Here is a 16,894-nt window from a genome sequence, read left to right on the forward strand (position 1 = left end):
GCGCGCCCGAACGTCAGCAGTGCACCCGCCCCCGAACGCAGAAACGGGGGCGCGGTGGTGGGCCGCGCCCCCAGGGGAAGTCGCTCCCCGCCGGGCGCCACGCCATCGGGCGCGCCGGGCCCGCACGGGGAGCGACGTCGGGTGCTGTGTCGCGACGACGGGGACGAGCCCCGGAACGTGATTGCCGCGTCCCGATGATGGTATGCAGTGGGGTACGCCCCGACAAGCCCGCCGTGTCCCCACTTCGGGGGACCGAGTGTGACGGGTCGTGCCACGCGCGGGTGTGCGTCGGGTCGAGAGTGGCGCGGTCCTCCTGTATGGTGGTCGCAGCGCTCGCGAGAGTGCTTGGAGACGTCGCATAGTCCGGCCGAGTGCACCACCCTGCTAAGGTGGAGTCCCCTTTGAGGGGACCGAGGGTTCAAATCCCTCCGTCTCCGCACGACGATGAACCCCGGTCCGATCGGACCGGGGTTTCGTCGTTCTCAGGCCCGAAGCGCCCGCGTCAGACGGTCACGATGCTCCCCGTCGTCGTGGTCCGCACCCCCGCGCGCCCCCGACGCACCGCGCCCATCGCGACGAGCGTGAGTGCCACGGCCGCCAGGGTGATCCCCGACCCCGCCCAGATCGGCGACGTGTACCCGAGCCCGGCGGCGATCGTCAGACCACCGATCCAGGCCCCGAGCGCGTTGCCGAGGTTGAACGCGGCGATGTTCGCCCCGCTCGCCAGGGTCGGCGCGTGGTCGGCGTACTGCATCACCCGCGTCTGCAGGGCCGGGACGGTCGCGAACCCGAACGCCCCCATCAGCACGAGGGCGATCACGGTGAGCGCCGGCGAGTTCGCGACGAGGGCGAACACCGCGAGCACCACGGTCAGCACGACGAGCACCACGAGCAGCGTGCGGTCGATCGAGCGGGCCGCGAGCTTGCCGCCGGCGAAGTTGCCGACGAACAGCCCGATGCCGAACACGATGAGCAGCCACGGCACCGCGGACGACGGGAACCCGGACACCGAGGTCAGCGTGTACGCGATGTAGGTGAAGGCGCCGAACATCCCGCCGTAGCCGAGCACGGTCATGCCGAGCGACAGCCAGACCTGCCCGGACCGGAAGGCGCCGAGCTCGCGGGCGAGCGACGGGACCTCGGTGGAGCGGACCGCGGGGACGAGGACGAGCACGCCGATCAGGGCGACGACGCCGATGGCTGCGATCGCCCAGAACGTCGCACGCCAGCCGGCGGCCTGGCCGAGGAAGGTGCCGAACGGCACGCCGAGCACGTTCGACGCGGTGAGCCCGGTGAACATCAGCGCGACGGCCGAGGCGCGCTTGGACCGCTCGACCATGTTCGCGGCGACGACCGAGCCGATGCCGAAGAACGCGCCGTGGCACAGGGCGGCGATGACGCGGCCGGTCATCATCACGCCGTAGGTCGGGGCGATCGCGGACAGGGTGTTGCCGACGATGAACAGCACGAGCAGCCCGAGCAGGACGGGCTTGCGGGGGAGTCGGGTGGTCGCGGCGGTGAGCCCGAGGGCCCCGACGATGACCGCCAGGGCGTACCCGGTGACGAGCCAGCCGGCGGTGGTCTCGGTGACGCCGTAGTCGGCCGCCACCTCGGGCAGCAGGCCGGTGATGACGAACTCGGTCAGGCCGATGCCGAATCCGCCGAGTGCGAGGGCGATGAGTCCCGCGGGCATGGATGTCCTTCCGTTGTGCACCTGTGCCGCGTACGCTGGTTGTTGCAGACGCGGGATATCGATAGTTGCACACGCGGGGTATCCGCGCAAGCAACTGTCGTCGTCCGCAATGACCGAAGGAGCCCCGATGTCCGTCGACGACACCTCCACCGCCGTCCGTGCCCACGGCTGGCGCACCCTGGCGGCGCTGCACGGCCTGATCGAGACGCGCCTGGAGCGGGCCCTCCGGCAGGTCGACCTGTCCGTCGTGGAGTTCACGGTGCTCGATGCCCTGCGCCGCCAGGACGGCTTCCACATGCGCATGCAGCAGCTCGCCCGCGCGGCCGCCCTCAGCCCCAGTGCGACCACCCGGCTGGTGAACCGGCTCGAGGAGCGTGCCCTGCTGACCCGCGTCCTGTGCGCCGATGACCGTCGTGGGCTCTACACGGAGCTCACGCACGCCGGGCAGGTCCTGCTCGAGCGTGCGACACCGATCCACGCCGAGGCGCTCGAGGGTGCCCTCGCCGAGGCACACGAGGTCCCCGAACTCGTTGACCTGGCCGAGTCCGTCGACCGGCTCGAGGGTGCGCGCGTCTGACCTCGGGTCACCTCGCACCCGGCCTGGAGGCCCGGCGCACCTCCGCCCCGCCGGCGTCGGCCCCGGGGTGGTCACCACTCAGGCGCGCGGCGGCCCCGTCGTCGACCGCACGACGAGCGTCGGCGGCACGAGCGTCCTGACGGGATCCGTCGGCGTCCCCGCTGCGGCGCCGATCCGCTCGACAAGCCGCGCAGCCGCCAGGCGCCCGACCTCGTCGTTGTGCGGGTCGACCGTCGTCAGGCACAGCAGGGGTGACGCGGCGAGCGGGGTCTCGTCGTTGCCGATCACCGAGACGTCTTGCGGCACGCGGAGTCCGGCTTCCTGCACGGCGGCGATCGCACCCATCGCCATGACGTCGTTCGCGGCGAACACCGCGGTCAGGTCGGGGTGCTCCCGGAGGGCGAGCCGCATGCCCTCGTAGCCCGTCGTCTCCGAGGTCGGGCCGGAGCCGTAGACCAGCGGCTCGATGCCGGACGCGACCAGCTGCGCGACGGTGGCGTCGCGGCGGAGCGCAGCCGGGCCTCCCGAGCCGGTGACGTGGGCGATGCGGCGGTGACCCAGGCCGATCAGGTGATCCGCTGCCAACCGTCCGCCGGCGGCTTCGTCGGAGGCGACCACGTCGAGTCCGCCGGGGACGTCCTCGCGTGCGCCGGCGACCACGACCGGGGTGTCGGCGGGGACGACGACGTCGGGGAAGCCCTCGGCGGCGAGCACCACGCCGTCGACCCGCAGGGAGACCAGGTCGTCGAACGGGGATGAGTCGAGGTGGGCGTTGGCGCGGGTGTCGGCGAGGGTGAGGCGGAGGCCGTGCGGGGCGAGGGCCTCGCGGATGCCGTCGAGCATCGGGACGTACCAGGGGTTCCGGAAGTCGTCGACGATGACCCCGATGGTGCGGGTTCGGGTGCCGGCGAGGATGGCGGCGGCGCGGTTCGGGCGGTAGCCGAGTTCCGCGACGGCGGCGAGCACCGCGGAGCGGCGGGCGGGGGAGACCCCGGGATTGTCGCGCAGCACCATCGACACCAGGGACTTCGAGACGCCTGCGCGTGCGGCGACGTCGATGATCGTCGGCGGGCGAGGGGTCACGCTGAGCCTTTCCGGCACGGTGCTTGACAGGACATGGGCTGGTGCGGCTACAGTCTACCGACACGTTCTGGAACGTTCCAGAATCGGGATCCAGCGACCTTCTCGAAGGAGAGAACATGAGCGACAGCATCGGCGTCGCCGTCATCGGCGCGGGCATGGCGGGCAAGGCCCACATGGCTGCGTGGCGGAACGCACCCTCCCTCTTCACCGCGACGCTGCCGCCGGTCCGGCTCGTCTCGGTCGGCGACGTCTACGAGCCCCTCGCCGCCGAGGCCGCCCGGCGCTTCGGCTACGAGCGGCACGACACCGACTGGCGAGCCATCGCGGCAGCGGACGACATCGACGTGGTGAGTGTGGTCGTCGCGAACACCCTGCACCGCGAGATCGTGGAAGGCCTGCTCGCCGCCGGCAAGCACGTGCTGTGCGAGAAGCCGCTGTCCGACTCGCTCGACGACGCACGCGCGATGGCGTCCGCCGCTGCCGAGGCCGAGCAGCACGGAGTGCTCGGCCGCATCGGGTTCACCTACCGCCGGGCTCCCGGTCTCGCCGCCATCAAGGAGCTCGTCGAGGACGGCACGCTCGGCCGGGTCCTGCACGTCTCCGGCCGGTACTGGACCGACTACGGCGCCTCGCCCGACGTCCCGTTCTCGTGGCGGTTCGCGGGGGAGCCGGGATCCGGCGCGCTCGCCGACGTCGGCTCGCACCTGTCCTACGTCGCCGAGTTCCTCGCCGGCCCGGTCCGGAGCGTCAGCGGTGGGACGTTCACCACGTCGATCACCGAGCGCCCCGTGGCCGCCGGACACGCCCTGCGGGGACAGGCCGTCCCGCTCACCGGCGAGACCGCGGCCGTCGGCAACGACGACTACGCCACGTTCAGCGCACGGTTCGGCGACGGCACGGTCGTCGGGTCGCTCGAGGCCTCCCGCGTCGCGGCCGGGCACCCGAACGGCCTCGTCATCGAGGTGTTCTGCGAGCGCGGCGCCGCCCGCTGGGACCAGGAGCGCGCCTCCGAGATCGGCCTCGCGCTGCAGTCCGACGGTTCGCGTCTGGGTGGGTACCGCCAGGTCGTCCTCGGCCCGGACCACCCCTACGTCGCGGGCGGCATGGCGATGGACGCCCCGGGCGTCGGCTGGGGGCAGAACCAGATGTTCGAGTACCAGGCGCGGGCGTTCCTCGACGAGATCGCGGGGCTGTCCGGCGACGTGCCCGACGCCCTGCCCGCGAACGCCACGTTCGACGACGGCGTGCACAACATGGAGGTCCTCGACGCGGTGGCACGGTCCGCCGCGGCCGGGGGCACCACCGAGACGATCAAGGAAGCAGTGACGGCATGAAGCTCGGTCTCTACAACGCGATCCTGCACGACCGGCCCCTCGCCGACGCACTCCGGGTCATCGCGGACAACGGGCTCGCCGGCATCGAGCTGAACACCGGCGGGTTCCTGCCCCCGGTGCACGTGCCCGACATCGACGCGATCCTGCAGGACGACGGGGCGCGGGACGCGTTCCTCGCGCAGTTCGCGGGGACCGGCGTCGAGATCGCCGGGCTCAACTGCAACGGCAACCCGCTGCACCCCGACCCGGCGATCGGTCCCGCGCACGCCGAGGACGTCCGGCGCAGCATCCGCCTCGCGGCCCGCCTCGGGCAGGACCGCGTCGTCACGATGTCCGGACTGCCGGCGGGGGAGCCGGGCGGGACGCGGCCGAACTGGATCGTGAACGCCTGGAACTCGGCTGCGCTCGACGTCCTCGAGCACCAGTGGAGCGTCGCGGTGCCGTTCTGGCAGGAGATCGACGCCCTGGCCCGGGAGCACGGCGTCAAGGTCGCACTCGAGCTGCACCCGCAGAACCTCGTGTTCAACCCGGCGTCGATCCGGGAGCTCGTCGAGCGCGGCGGGCTGACCAACGTGGGGGTGGAACTCGACGCCTCGCACCTGTTCTGGCAGCAGATGGACCCGGTGGCGGTCGCCCACGACCTCGGTCCGCTCGTGTTCCACGCCGCAGCGAAGGACGTCCGGATCAACCCGCACGCCGCGATCAACGGGGTGCTCGACAACTCGTTCCGCCGGTTGTCGCCCGACGAGTCACGCACGAACCTCGGCGGCGACGAGTGGGCGAACGAGTGGCCGAAGCCGTCGGCATGGGACTTCGTCGCGCTCGGCAAGGGGCACGACGAGGCGTACTGGACGACGTTCCTCGAGGCCCTGCGTGCGATCGACCCGGACATGTGGGTGAACATCGAGCACGAGGACACCGAGCTCGGGCGCGAAGAAGGGGTCGCGGTCGCCGCACGCGTGCTGCGCGCCGCGGACGTGGCGCTGGCGCCCCGGTCCTGACCGTCCGTCAGCCGACCCGCACACTGCCTGGAGGCCCGTGAACCGTTCCGCGCACCGGGTGACGGATCGGCGTGTGGCGGGCCGTGCCTCCCGGCCACACCACACGCGGATCGGCCACCGGTGCGCGGAACGACCAGTCCGTGCACCCGTACCGGGTGCTGTCACCGGCCCGATGTAGCATGCACGACACCTGTCCCCGACGATGGAGCCCTGCGTGCCGGAGCCGACCCACCCCGCCTTCCCGCTCGAACACGTGCGGGCGGTGGGCGACGACATCGTGGCCTCCGTCGCCACGGTGATCGACGGCAAGGCGGAAGCCATCCGCACGGCCCTGACGGTGATGCTCGCCGAGGGGCACCTGCTCGTCGAGGACGTCCCCGGTGTCGGCAAGACCGTGCTCGCCAAGGCGCTCGGCGCCTCGGTCGGCGGGTCCGTGAACCGCATCCAGTTCACCTCGGACATGCTGCCGTCCGACGTCACGGGCGTGAACATCTTCGACCAGTCGTCCGGCACCTTCCGGTTCTCGCCCGGCCCGGTGTTCGCGAACGTGGTCATCGGCGACGAGATCAACCGCACCAGCCCGAAGACCCAGTCGGCCCTGCTCGAGGCGATGGCGGAGTCGCAGGTCACCGTCGACGGTGTGACGCGTCCGCTCGACCGGCCGTTCATGATCGTCGCGACGCAGAACCCGATCGACATGGAGGGCACGTACCCGCTGCCCGAGGCGCAGCGCGACCGCTTCATGGCCCGCATCGCGATGGGCTACCCGAGCGTCGACGCCGAACGGCAGATGCTCGCGAACCGCGGCGGCAGCGACCCGCTGTCGCGCCTGCGGCCGATCGTCGACGTCACCACGCTGCGGGCGATCATCGAGACCGTCGCCGGGGTGCACATCGCCCCCGACGTCGAGGCGTACATCATCGCGATCGTGCGGTCGACGCGCACCCACCCCGACCTCGTGCTCGGTGCGAGCCCCCGCGCGACGCTGCACCTGGCGCAGGCGGCCCGTGCGCACGCAGCTCTGCTCGGCCGCCCGTTCGTCACCCCCGACGACGTCGCGACGCTCGCCCCGATCGTGCTCGCGCACCGGCTCGTGCCGGTCGCCCGTGGGCTCGGCGGCACCGGCGAGGACACCGTGCGCGAGATCGTCGTCCGCATCGTCTCCGACACCGCCATCCCGTTCACGGCCACCCCCGTCCGCTCCTGATGGCCGGTCCATCGGCACCGCCGTCGCTGCTGCGACGCGTCGGTGCCGCACGGTCCACGGCGGCACGGTTCGGCCGTCGCGGGCTGTCACTGGCACGCCGCACCCCGTTCCCGCGCCCGACGATCCGGGGCTGGACGGTCATCGCCGTCGGCATCGGCCTGGTCGGCGGCGGTCTGGTCGGCACCACGAGCGTCGCCGTCACGGCCGGCCTGCTGCTGCTCGTGCTGGTCGTGCTCGGCATCGTGATGGCGTTCGTCGTCGCCACCCCGCTCCGCGGCAGCCGCAGCACCGCACGGGCGATCGTCCAGGTGGGCGAGGTCTACCGGGAACGCATCACCCTCGGCAGCACCAGCCTGCCGATCGGCCCGCGGGCGACGCTGCTCGTGCGCGAACAACTCGAGGACGCCTTCGCCAGCCTGGCCGAGGCGGAGACCTACGCCGAGGTCGGGCCGAACCTGCCGCCGGCCGTGCTCGACGTCGAGGCGCTCGCGATGCACCGCGGCCGCTCGCTGGTCGGCCCCGTGACGATCCGGGTCGAGGACCCGTTCGGCCTGCTCCGCATCGACCGTCCCGTCGTCCCTGCCGAAGAGGTCGTCGTCGTCCCCGCCTCGGCACCCCTCGGGGCGATCGACGCCGGGGCGCTCGCCGGTGCGGTCTCGGCCGACGAGGGCCGGGTCGGACAGGGCGGTTCCGCCGACGACAGCGAACTCCGCCCGTACCGACCGGGTGACCCGATCCGCCGGGTGCACTGGGCCCAGAGCGCACGGCGCGGTGAACTGCACGTCCGCCAGACCACCCAGGCCCAGCCTCCCGAGGCCGTGATCGCCCTCGACGTCCGGCGCGAGTCCTACCAGCGGCTCGGTCGAGAGGACCTCGCCGAGCTCTCCGACCTGGGCGGGGACCAGGCCTTCGAGCACGCCGTCGTGGTGGCCGCCAGTGTCGCCCGCGCGCTCGCAGCCCGGACCTCCCGTGTCGTGCTCGTGTTCGACGGTCCCGAAGGCGCGACCCGGCACGCGGGCGACGTCGGTGGGCTCACCGACGTGCTCGTCGGGCTCGCCGACGTCCGGCTCCGCTCCGACGCCCGCGAAGTCACCGACGTCCTGCCCGAGGTCCGTGGCCGCGACGTGCACGGCATGACCGCCGTCGTGACGGGCACCTGCACCGCGGAGGAAGCCGCCGAGCTCGTCAGCGCGACCAGCGGTTCGAGCCGCGGCATCCTGGCCACGATCGTGCCGCCGGACCCGGCCGTGCGGGGCATCCTCGACCGCGGCGGCTGGCGGACCCTCGTGGTGCCGGTCGTCGGCGCGACGCCGTCCGGAGCCGCACGGTGACCGGGGTGAGCGCGCCGGCGCGTGGCCGTGCCGACGTGCGCGAGATCCTCGACCGCGACGACGACCTGCGTGACGTCCCGAGCGCCTGGGTCGTGGCCCTCGCCCCGGTGCCCGTGCTCCTCGCCGCACTCGCCATCCGGCCGCTCGTGCAGGGCATCGCCTGGTGGGCATCGGGTGTCGTCGTCGTCGCCGTGCTCGTCGCCGTGATGCTCGCCGTACGCCGCCAGACGCCCGGCATCCGCTTCGTCGTCCTGGTCGGCACGGTCATCGCCTGCTCGTGCGCCGCCGCACTGGTCAACGACATCCAACCGCTCGGGTGGCTCGACGCCGACGGGGCCCTCGGGGAGACGCTCGCCGCGATCCGCCTGAACCCCGCACCCCTGCCGCAGACCGACGCGATCCGGCTCGTCGTCACCGCGTCGATCGGCTGGGTCGCTGCGGTCTCGCTGTTCCTCGCCGCCATCGCGCGGATCCCGTCGCTCGCCGCGGCCCCGGCCCTCGTCATCCTGATCGTGCCGGGCGTCATCACCGGGCAGCCCGCCGGCACCCCGCTCGTCATCACCACGGCGGTGGCGTTCCTCGCGCTGCTCTGGCTGTCCGTGCGTCCGGTGCAGCGCGCACTGCCGGCCGCGGTCGTCGGGGCGATCGGGCTCGTCGTGGCCATCGGGCTGCCGACGATCGTGCCGCTCAACGCCAGCTGGTTGTCCGGCGTGACCGGTGCGATCCAGTCGCCGATCCAGCCCGGACGGCCCGGCACCCTGCTCGAACTCGGCAACGACCTGCGCCGTCCGAGCGAGCTCGAGGTGTTCCGCTACCGCTCGTCGGACGGGCAGCCCGAGTACCTCAAGCTCGCCGACCTGGACGAGTTCGGCACGGGGGACTGGGTGCCGACCGTGACGAACGCGGCCGAGGCCGACACGGCCGACGAGCAGCAGTGGGCCGAGGGCGTCAACCCGCGCCTGGCGAGCCGTGGCGACGTGACGGTCCGGATCACCGGGCTGTCCAGCACCTACCTGCCGGTGCCGTCGGGTGCGGTGTCGATCGAGTCGCAGTCCACCAACCTCGACCTGTCGCAGTGGCGGTGGATGGGGAACTCGAGCACCGTCCGGTCGACCGGAGCCGCAACCGCCCGCGGCGCGATGTACGAGGTCTACGGGGCCTCGACGTTCGCCAACGACTACCTCGATGCGGTCGCCGCCTCGGGGGTGCTCGCGCGATCCGACGGCCGTGGCTTCCGGGAGCCCAGCCGCCAGCAGCTGCGCACCGACCTCGCCCTGCCCGACGACCTGCCCGCCAACATCTCGACCACCGCGACCCGGGTCGCCGCCGCCGCGACTGACGACTACGGGCGGGCGCGGGCCCTCGAGCAGTGGTTCCGCAGCGACCTGTTCACCTACTCCGAGACCGCCCCCGTCGAGCAGGGCTACGACGGCGACAGCATGGACGTCGTCTCGACGTTCCTGAAGGTCCGCGACGGGTACTGCGTGCACTTCTCGTCCGCGATGGCCGTGATGGCGCGCACGCTCGGCATCCCCTCGCGCATCGCGGTCGGGTACCGTGCCGGGTCGCCGCAGCCCGACGGCGAGTACGCGGTGTCGAACCGGCAGCTGCACTCCTGGCCCGAGCTGTACATCCAGGGCGCCGGGTGGGTCGCCTTCGAGCCGACGCCCGACTCCGACGAAGCTGCGCCGTCCGAGGAGCCCTCGGCCTCGCCGACCGCGGCGGCACCGGAGACCCCGCTGCCGGCGCCCGAGCAGACCACCCCGGCGGACGAATCAGCGTCACCGACCCCGTCGGCGTCCCCGGTTCCGGGTGCCACGGGTGCGTCCGGCACCGGCGGCGGCGGAGGACCGGTCGGGCTGCTCGTGGGCCTGCTGCTCGTGCTCGCGGTCCTCGTCGCCCCGGGCCTCGTGCGTGCGGTTCGCCGCCGATCGAGGCTGTCGGCGATCGCTGCCGGGCGCTCACCCGCCGTGCAGGCGTGGCGCGAGTTGCTCGACGACGTCGCCGACCACGGGTACGCCCCGGGCCTCGCGCCGCCGGGTGACGCCGCCGCCGTGGCCCGGACCGCCCGAGCCGTGCTCGGACGCCTGCGGCCCGGGTTGCCGGAGTCGGTCGTGCCGCACCTGGAGGCCGCGGTCGATGCGGTCGATCGTGAGCGCTTCGCCGCCGACGGGGCCGCATCGGTGGACACTCCGGCGTTGGAGCGTCACGTCCGCGACGCTCGCGGGGCTCTCGACGCCTCGGTCCCCACGGTGCGCGTCGTGCGGTCGCGCCTGTTGCCGCCGAGTCTGCTGCCGTCGTCCGCCTGGTCCCACGACGGGCCGAAGCCCCGCCGTCGGGATCGTCGCACGGCCTGACGCGGGCGCGTGCCGGCTGGCGGGTGCTGCACGGTGCGGGGTTCGTCGGGTGGTGCGTGGTTGGTGGCTCGGTGCGGGGCTGTGGGCGGGCACCGGGCGGTCGAGTGGGCACGGGGTGGCGAACCTCGCACGGTGCGGGCTCTGTTGGGCGATGGCTCGGCGGGTGTTGCACGGTGCGGGGTTCGTCGGGTGGTGCGTGGTTGGTGGCTCGGTGCGGGGCTGTAGGCGTGCACGGTGCGATCGAGCGGGCACGGGGTCGCGAACCTCGCACGGTGCGATCGAGCGGGCACGGGGTCGCGAACCTCGCACGGTGCGAAGCCCCGACCGCCGCGCCTCGCCGCCGCCCGCGCCCGCGCCGCCGCCCGCGCCCGCGCCGCCGAGCGGGGCACCGCGCGTCAGCGCCGGCGGATGACCGCCTCGACCAGGGTCGCGACGAGCTCGCCCGGATCGACCCCGGGCAGCGCCGGCGCGTCGAACACCAGGCCGACGTTCGCCCCGATGAGCACGGTCGCGAACTCCTCCGGGGTCATGCCGACCTCGACCTCGGGGTGGGCACCGAGCCACAGCCGCACGAGCTCGAGCACCCCGTCCTGCAGGATCCGGCGCTGCCGGATGAACTCGGGCAGCAGCTCCGGGTGCCGCACCGCGTACCCGCGGAACGCCGAGAGCAGCGCGAACTGCTCGCTCTGGTCGTTCTGCCCGAACGCGGCGCGCAGGACGTCCCCGACGTCGACCGCGGCGATGTCCGCGTGCACGAGTTCCTGCAGTGAGCCGAGCACGACGTTCGTGGACCGCTGCATGACCTGGGCGAGCAGGTCTTCCTTGGACGAGAAGTTCGAGTAGACCGCACCCTTGCTGAACCCCGCGCGCGCGGCGACGTCGTCGAGCCGCGCGCCGTACACACCCTGTTCGGCGAAGACCGCGGCTCCGGCGGCGAGCAGGCGTTCCCGGACCTCGGCACGCGGGATGCGCTGGGTGGGGGAAGCGTCGTCGCTCATCGGTTGCTGCTCCGACCTGTGGTGGTGGTCGTCGGGGAGAGCATCGTGGTGGAGACCTGCCGCGCCGCGCGTCTGATCCCGCGCGGCATCAGCGAAGCCCCCATCCCCACGTCTGCTCGGAACCGGCGCGTTCGGGTCGCGTCGGTGCTGTGCGGACAGCGTTCACCGGGACCATCCCCGGCAGAACTGCCAGGACGATACCCGGCGGTACTGATCGTAGCGTCGCGGGGCCGCGGAGGACAGCCCCTCAGTCCTCGTGCTCTTCTCGGACACTGCCGGCACCGGTCCGACGGCCCGGGCGCCGGAGCAACCGGAGCGCGTCCGGCCGCAGGCTCCGACCCCGCCGGAGCAGCGAACCGAGGGTCGACTTCGGCTGCCAGTCACGGCCGTTCGGCAGCCCCCAGCCCCGGCGGACCGCTCCCCAGCGGAGCCCGAGCGACAGCGTGATCGCGAGCAGGATGCCGAGCGACGGCGACCCGAGCGCCGAGGCGATCACCATCACGGCCGACGCGGCGACGGCCACGGTGGCGTACAGCGCGTTCCCGCCGAACACCGCCGGCACCCGCCGTAGCAGCAGGTCACGCATGGCCCCGCCGCCGACCGCGGTGATGGTCCCCATGATGATCGCGGCGGGCCAGTCGAGCCCGGCGTCGTAGGTCCGCTGCACGCCGACCACGGCCCAGAACCCGATCACGGCGGCATCGAGCACGGTGAACAGCCGGTCCCAGGTGAGCTCGGAGAACGACACGAGGAACGCGATGAGCGCCCCGGCGACGGCGACCGGCACGTACAGCGGGTCGACGAGCGCGACGGGTGGCCCGTTCTGCAGCAGGGTGTCGCGGAGCATCCCGCCGCCGAGTCCGGAGACGAACCCGACGACCAGGAACCCGAACAGGTCGAAGTCCATCGCGCGGGCGATGGAGCCGCCGAGCAGGGCGGACGCGAAGACCCCGGCGAGGTCGAGCACGTTCGTGACCGACGCCAGGCCGTCGACGGACAGCAGGTTCATGAGAACCATCAAACATCACGTCGCACGACTGGCGGGCCGTTCGGCGGTTAGGTTAGCCTCACCTTCGTCATGCTCGCCACTCTCGTCATCGGTCTCCGTGAAGGCCTCGAAGCCACGCTCATCGTCGGCATCATCGCCGCGTTCCTGCGTCGCAACCGCGTCCCGCTCGCCCCGATGTGGTCGGGCGTCGGGCTCGCGGTGCTGCTCAGCATCGCCGTCGGCTTCGGGCTGCAGGCCGTCGAGCAGGCGTTGCCGCAGGCCCAGCAGGAGGGCATGGAGGCGGTCATCGGCATCGTCGCCGTCGTCTTCGTCACGGGCATGATCGTCTGGATGCGCACGCACGCGCGCACCCTGACCGCCGACCTCGAGGCCAGTGCGACCGCTGCCCTCGGCCGCGGCACCGCCTGGGCCCTCGCCGGCATGGCGTTCCTCGCCGTCCTGAAGGAGGGCTTCGAGACCTCGGTGTTCCTCCTCGCCACGTTCCAGGCGTCGTCGGACACCGGCCTCGCCGCCCTCGGCGCCGTGATCGGCATCGCGGCCGCGGTCGTCGTCGGCTTCGGCATCTACACCGGTGGCGTCCGCCTCAACCTGTCGCGGTTCTTTACCGGCACCGGGGTCTTCCTGGTCTTCGTCGCGGGTGGCCTGGTGCTGACCGTCCTCCGCCGCGCGCACGAGGCCGGCTGGATCGTCATCGGCCAGCAGCGCACCGTCGACCTGTCGTGGCTCGCCCCGAACGGTTCGGTGCAGGGCGCCCTGGTCACCGGCGTGCTCGGCATCCCGCCGGACCCGCGGGTGATCGAGGTGCTCGGCTGGGTCCTCTACGTCGTCCCGGTGCTGGCCCTGACGCTCTGGCCGCGCGCCTGGCGTCCGTCGCCGGACCGCGTGCCCCGGGTGCGCGCCGTCGTCGCCGGTGCACTCGCCGTGGCGGCAGCGGCACTCGCGATCGCCGTGCCGACGGGCGGGGTCGACCTGCCCCGCACCACCGCGGTCAGCGGCGACGCCAGCTCCGTCTCGGCCAGCGTCGACGGTGCGTCCGGCGTCCTGCGGGTGGCCGGCACCGGAACCGGCCAGGAGGCCCGACTCACCCTGCCGACGTCGGCCCACCGCCGCGTCACCCGCGCGGGCGTGGCCGCCGACCGGTGGCGCGTCGTGCAGGACGGAACCAGTGAGCAGGGGAGCGGTGCCGACCGTCCGTCGACGCTGACGCTCGACGACCTCGTCACCCTGTTCGGTCGCCTGCCCGTCGGGGTCTCCCCGTCGACGAACCCCGGCCCCTTCGCGGCGCGCTGGGCCGTGCGCGACACGGTGACCCTGTGGACCGTCCGCGGTGGGGTCCTGGACGCGACCCGCGACGAACGCGAGGTGCTGACGCTGAGCGGTGGGGGCCTCCCGTCCGCGCGCACCACGACACTGGACCGCACCGTCTGGTCCGTCCCCGACGCCCGCGTCGAGCGGTCGGCCGCCTCGGTGGCCGCAGCGGACTCGCGATCAGCCGATCTGCTGCTCTGGAAGGCCTGGCTGCCGATCGCCCTCGGCATCGCGGCCGCCGCGCAGGCGCTGCTGGCCCTCCGTGACCGCCGTCGCCGGCGACTTCCCACCATCCCCACCCCCGAACCCGTCCCCGCTCGTGGCCCTCCGGCCGCGGACCCTGCAAGGAGCACCGACCATGTCCTTCGGTAAGCCCGTCCGACCCCTGATCACCCTGGGCGCCCTCGGCGCCGTCACCGCCCTCGCACTCACCGGGTGCGCCGGCGGTTCCACCGGAGCCGACGGCTCCGGCTCCGGCGACGCGAAGGTCTCCCGCGTCACCATCACGCTCACCAACGACGGGCAGGACGCCTGCGCGGTGTCCTCGACGAAGGTCCCCGCGGGCCCCGTCACCTTCACGGTGAAGAACGAGTCGTCGACCGCGATCACCGAGGTCGAGCTGCTGCAGGACCAGCGGATCCTCGGCGAGAAGGAGAACCTGGCACCCGGCCTCGACGCCGTCCGCTTCACCGCCACGCTGACCGGCGGGAAGTACCAGGTGTACTGCCCCGGCGCCGAGACCGAGCTGACGGACTTCACCGTCACCGGCAAGGCCGCGTCGACCGCGAACAGCAGCGCCTCGACCCTGCTCCGCGACGGGACGAAGGGCTACGCGACCTACGTCGACGGCCAGGTCACCGACATGGTCGCCGCGGTCGAGCAGATGCAGGAGCACATCGACGCCGGCGACCTCGACGCGGCGAAGACCGACTACGCGAACGCCCGTCCGTTCTACGAGCACGTCGAGAGCGACGTCGACGGCTTCGTCAAGAAGGGGTTCAAGGCCACCGACAACGCCGGCAACCTCGACTACCTGATCGACATGCGTGCCTCGAACCTCGACCCCGCCGTCGGCTGGAGCGGGTTCCATGCCGTCGAGAAGGACCTGTTCCAGGCCGGGAAGATCACCGCTTCGACGAAGCGGACCGCCGCGGACCTGACCGAGGACGTGCAGCTGCTCGCGAAGCTCGTGCCGACCCTGGACTACAAGCCGGAGGACCTGGCGAACGGTGCCGCCGGCCTGCTCGAAGAGGTGCAGTCGAACAAGATCACCGGCGAGGAAGAGGCGTACAGCCACATCGACCTCGTCGACCTCGCCGCCAACGTCGAGGGCGCCCGTCAGGCCTTCGCGTACCTCAAGCCGGGGCTGACCAAGCTCGACCCGACCCTGACGAAGCAGATCGCCAAGCAGTTCGACGCCACGAACACGATGATGGACGGCTACCGCGACGCCGACGACCTGGGCGGTTTCGCCACGTGGGACGCCGCCACCAAGAAGTCCGACGCGAACACGATCTCGCAGCAGATCCAGGCGCTGCAGGACCCGCTGTCCCGCCTGGCCGAGAAGGTCGCGACCGCGTGACCGAGCCGGACGAGGCACTCCGCGCGGACGAGGCACCGCGGGCGAACGTCTCCCGCCGTGGGCTGTTCGGCGCCGGCCTGGCCGTGGCCGGTGCCGGGGTCGGCGCGGCTGCGGGCATCGGCGGCGCCACCGCGGCGACCGGCGTGAACCCGTTCACGGCGGCGACGAACGGCGACGAGTCGATCGACCTGTCGCAGAGTCAGCCGTTCTACGCCACCGCGGCACGGCAGCCGCAGGGCGGGATCCGCACCACTCCGCAGCGCTACTGCGTCTACATGACGTTCGACCTGTCGACGACCGTCACGACCGAGCTGCAGGTGCTCCTCGCCCGCTGGTCGGCCGCGATCGCCCAGCTGCAGGCCGGCAAGACCGTCGGCAGCGTCGAGCCCGCGCACGGCAACGGGGTCGGTGCCGACACCGGTGAGGCGCTCGACCTCGGGCCGGCGTCCCTGACCGTCACGGTGGGCCTGGGTCCAGGCGTCTTCGACGAGCGCTTCGGGCTGGCCGACCGCCGTCCGGCCTCGCTCGCCGACATCCCGACGCTGCCGAGCGACAACCTGCAGGAGGGCCTGACCGGCGGGGACCTGTCCCTGCAGGCCTGCGCCGACGACCCCCAGGTGGCGTACCACGCGGTGCGCGACCTGGCGCGGATGGCCCGCGGCACCGCGACCGTCCGCTGGACCGTGCTCGGTTTCGGCCGAGCATCGGCGGGGCCGAACCAGAGCACGCCCCGCAACCTGATGGGGTTCAAGGACGGCACCCGGAACATCACGACCGACGCCGACCACGACCGGTTCGTCTGGCTCGACCGCGACGCCGGGTGGATGGCCGGCGGCAGCTACCAGGTGGTGCGGAAGATCCGGATGAACATCGAGACCTGGGACGCCGACGTCGTCAGCGACCAGCAGCGGGTGTTCGGGCGGACGAAGATCCAGGGCGCACCGCTCTCCGGCGGGCAGGAGCACACCACCCCGGACTTCCACGCGAAGGACGACGACGGTGCGACGAAGATCGACGCGACGTCGCACATCGCCCTCGCCGCGCACGAGGCGAACGGCGGCGTGAAGATCCTGCGCCGGCCGTACAACTACACCGACGGGCTCAACGAGTACGGCCAGCTCGACGCCGGGCTGCTGTTCATCGCCTACGTGAACGACCCGGACCACTTCACGCGCCTGCAGCGGAAGCTCGGCGCCTCGGACCGGCTGAACGAGTACGTCTCGCACATCGGCTCCGCGGTGTTCGCCGTGCCGCCGGCACCCCGCAAGGGGTCGTACATCGGCGAGCAGCTCTTCCGATGAGCTGCGTCGCTGACCTGAGGCGCTGACCCGAAGGGGTGGGCGCCCTCCGCCGTTTCCCTGGAGGCGGAGGACGCCCGCGTCGCGGAGTCTCGCCGAACGGAACCACCGTCGAC

Annotated in this window: 13 protein-coding genes and 1 tRNA gene; 10 read left to right on the forward strand and 4 right to left on the reverse strand. The window is 72.7% G+C overall.

Features of this window, described 5'->3' with window-relative positions; genetic code table 11:
- Positions 1-347: 347 nt before the first annotated feature.
- Positions 348-437 (forward strand) — tRNA-Ser (locus DEJ01_RS10490).
- Between the two features lie 65 nt (positions 438-502).
- Here DEJ01_RS10490 and DEJ01_RS10495 read toward each other — a convergent pair.
- Positions 503-1,693 carry an MFS transporter gene (locus tag DEJ01_RS10495; RefSeq protein ID WP_111092939.1) on the reverse strand — a complete coding sequence of 397 codons (1,191 nt, stop codon included), beginning with the start codon at positions 1,691-1,693 and terminating at the stop codon, positions 503-505.
- A gap of 127 nt (positions 1,694-1,820) precedes the next feature.
- On the opposite strand from DEJ01_RS10495, the gene DEJ01_RS10500 reads away from it, so the two are divergent.
- Positions 1,821-2,270 carry a MarR family winged helix-turn-helix transcriptional regulator gene (locus DEJ01_RS10500; RefSeq protein WP_111092940.1) on the forward strand — a complete coding sequence of 150 codons (450 nt, stop codon included), beginning with the start codon at positions 1,821-1,823 and terminating at the stop codon, positions 2,268-2,270.
- A 78-nt stretch (positions 2,271-2,348) separates the two neighbouring features.
- Here DEJ01_RS10500 and DEJ01_RS10505 read toward each other — a convergent pair whose 3' ends face one another.
- A complete protein-coding gene (locus DEJ01_RS10505) occupies positions 2,349-3,353 on the reverse strand; it encodes a LacI family DNA-binding transcriptional regulator (protein WP_111092941.1) in 1,005 nt (334 codons plus the stop codon).
- A 116-nt stretch (positions 3,354-3,469) separates the two neighbouring features.
- On the opposite strand from DEJ01_RS10505, the gene DEJ01_RS10510 reads away from it, so the two are divergent.
- The 5 genes from DEJ01_RS10510 (at position 3,470) to DEJ01_RS10530 (ending at position 10,583) form a co-directional block, all read left to right on the forward strand.
- Positions 3,470-4,687 (forward strand): Gfo/Idh/MocA family protein, encoded by a 1,218-nt coding sequence (locus DEJ01_RS10510; RefSeq protein WP_111092942.1) that lies wholly within the window; start codon positions 3,470-3,472, stop codon positions 4,685-4,687.
- Positions 4,684-5,688, forward strand: coding sequence for a sugar phosphate isomerase/epimerase (locus tag DEJ01_RS10515; RefSeq protein ID WP_111092943.1), 1,005 nt, complete (start codon positions 4,684-4,686; stop codon positions 5,686-5,688). The genes DEJ01_RS10510 and DEJ01_RS10515 overlap by 4 nt, the downstream gene beginning before the upstream one ends.
- A gap of 202 nt (positions 5,689-5,890) precedes the next feature.
- Entirely contained in the window at positions 5,891-6,895 is a 1,005-nt protein-coding gene (locus DEJ01_RS10520; protein ID WP_071406487.1) for a MoxR family ATPase, read from the forward strand.
- A complete protein-coding gene (locus tag DEJ01_RS10525) occupies positions 6,895-8,226 on the forward strand; it encodes a DUF58 domain-containing protein (RefSeq protein ID WP_111032893.1) in 1,332 nt (443 codons plus the stop codon). The genes DEJ01_RS10520 and DEJ01_RS10525 overlap by 1 nt, the downstream gene beginning before the upstream one ends.
- A gap of 5 nt (positions 8,227-8,231) precedes the next feature.
- Entirely contained in the window at positions 8,232-10,583 is a 2,352-nt protein-coding gene (locus tag DEJ01_RS10530) for a DUF3488 and transglutaminase-like domain-containing protein (protein ID WP_146247594.1), read from the forward strand.
- Between the two features lie 395 nt (positions 10,584-10,978).
- Here the strand turns inward: DEJ01_RS10530 and DEJ01_RS10535 are convergent, their stop codons facing one another.
- Together DEJ01_RS10535 and DEJ01_RS10540 are read right to left on the reverse strand one after the other, a co-directional pair.
- A complete protein-coding gene (locus tag DEJ01_RS10535) occupies positions 10,979-11,581 on the reverse strand; it encodes a TetR/AcrR family transcriptional regulator (RefSeq protein ID WP_111029886.1) in 603 nt (200 codons plus the stop codon).
- Between the two features lie 247 nt (positions 11,582-11,828).
- Entirely contained in the window at positions 11,829-12,590 is a 762-nt protein-coding gene (locus DEJ01_RS10540; RefSeq protein ID WP_071406483.1) for a trimeric intracellular cation channel family protein, read from the reverse strand.
- Between the two features lie 69 nt (positions 12,591-12,659).
- Between DEJ01_RS10540 and efeU the strand changes: the two genes are divergently transcribed.
- Genes efeU through efeB form a run of 3 tightly spaced genes read left to right on the forward strand, consistent with a single transcriptional unit; the run spans position 12,660 to position 16,781 of the window.
- A complete protein-coding gene (gene efeU, locus DEJ01_RS10545; protein WP_111092945.1) occupies positions 12,660-14,270 on the forward strand; it encodes an iron uptake transporter permease EfeU in 1,611 nt (536 codons plus the stop codon).
- The gene (gene efeO / locus DEJ01_RS10550) at positions 14,257-15,480 is read left to right on the forward strand and encodes an iron uptake system protein EfeO (RefSeq protein ID WP_111032887.1); all 1,224 of its coding nucleotides are present in this window, start codon (positions 14,257-14,259) and stop codon (positions 15,478-15,480) included. Before efeU ends, efeO begins: the two co-directional genes overlap by 14 nt.
- A complete protein-coding gene (gene efeB / locus DEJ01_RS10555; RefSeq protein WP_111092946.1) occupies positions 15,477-16,781 on the forward strand; it encodes an iron uptake transporter deferrochelatase/peroxidase subunit in 1,305 nt (434 codons plus the stop codon). The genes efeO and efeB overlap by 4 nt, the downstream gene beginning before the upstream one ends.
- Positions 16,782-16,894: the final 113 nt, after the last annotated feature.

The organism is Curtobacterium sp. MCLR17_040 (assembly GCF_003234735.1).
In the GTDB taxonomy this organism is placed as follows: domain Bacteria; phylum Actinomycetota; class Actinomycetes; order Actinomycetales; family Microbacteriaceae; genus Curtobacterium; species Curtobacterium flaccumfaciens.

Coding starts and splice junctions, on each gene's coding strand:
- DEJ01_RS10495 (WP_111092939.1), bottom strand. CDS start 1,693: ATGCCCGCGGGACTCATCGCCCTCGCACTCGGCGGATTCGGCATCGGC.
- DEJ01_RS10500 (WP_111092940.1), top strand. CDS start 1,821: ATGTCCGTCGACGACACCTCCACCGCCGTCCGTGCCCACGGCTGGCGC.
- DEJ01_RS10510 (WP_111092942.1), top strand. CDS start 3,470: ATGAGCGACAGCATCGGCGTCGCCGTCATCGGCGCGGGCATGGCGGGC.
- DEJ01_RS10515 (WP_111092943.1), top strand. CDS start 4,684: ATGAAGCTCGGTCTCTACAACGCGATCCTGCACGACCGGCCCCTCGCC.
- DEJ01_RS10520 (WP_071406487.1), top strand. CDS start 5,891: ATGGAGCCCTGCGTGCCGGAGCCGACCCACCCCGCCTTCCCGCTCGAA.
- DEJ01_RS10525 (WP_111032893.1), top strand. CDS start 6,895: ATGGCCGGTCCATCGGCACCGCCGTCGCTGCTGCGACGCGTCGGTGCC.
- DEJ01_RS10535 (WP_111029886.1), bottom strand. CDS start 11,581: ATGAGCGACGACGCTTCCCCCACCCAGCGCATCCCGCGTGCCGAGGTC.
- DEJ01_RS10540 (WP_071406483.1), bottom strand. CDS start 12,590: ATGAACCTGCTGTCCGTCGACGGCCTGGCGTCGGTCACGAACGTGCTC.
- efeU (WP_111092945.1), top strand. CDS start 12,660: ATGCTCGCCACTCTCGTCATCGGTCTCCGTGAAGGCCTCGAAGCCACG.
- efeO (WP_111032887.1), top strand. CDS start 14,257: ATGTCCTTCGGTAAGCCCGTCCGACCCCTGATCACCCTGGGCGCCCTC.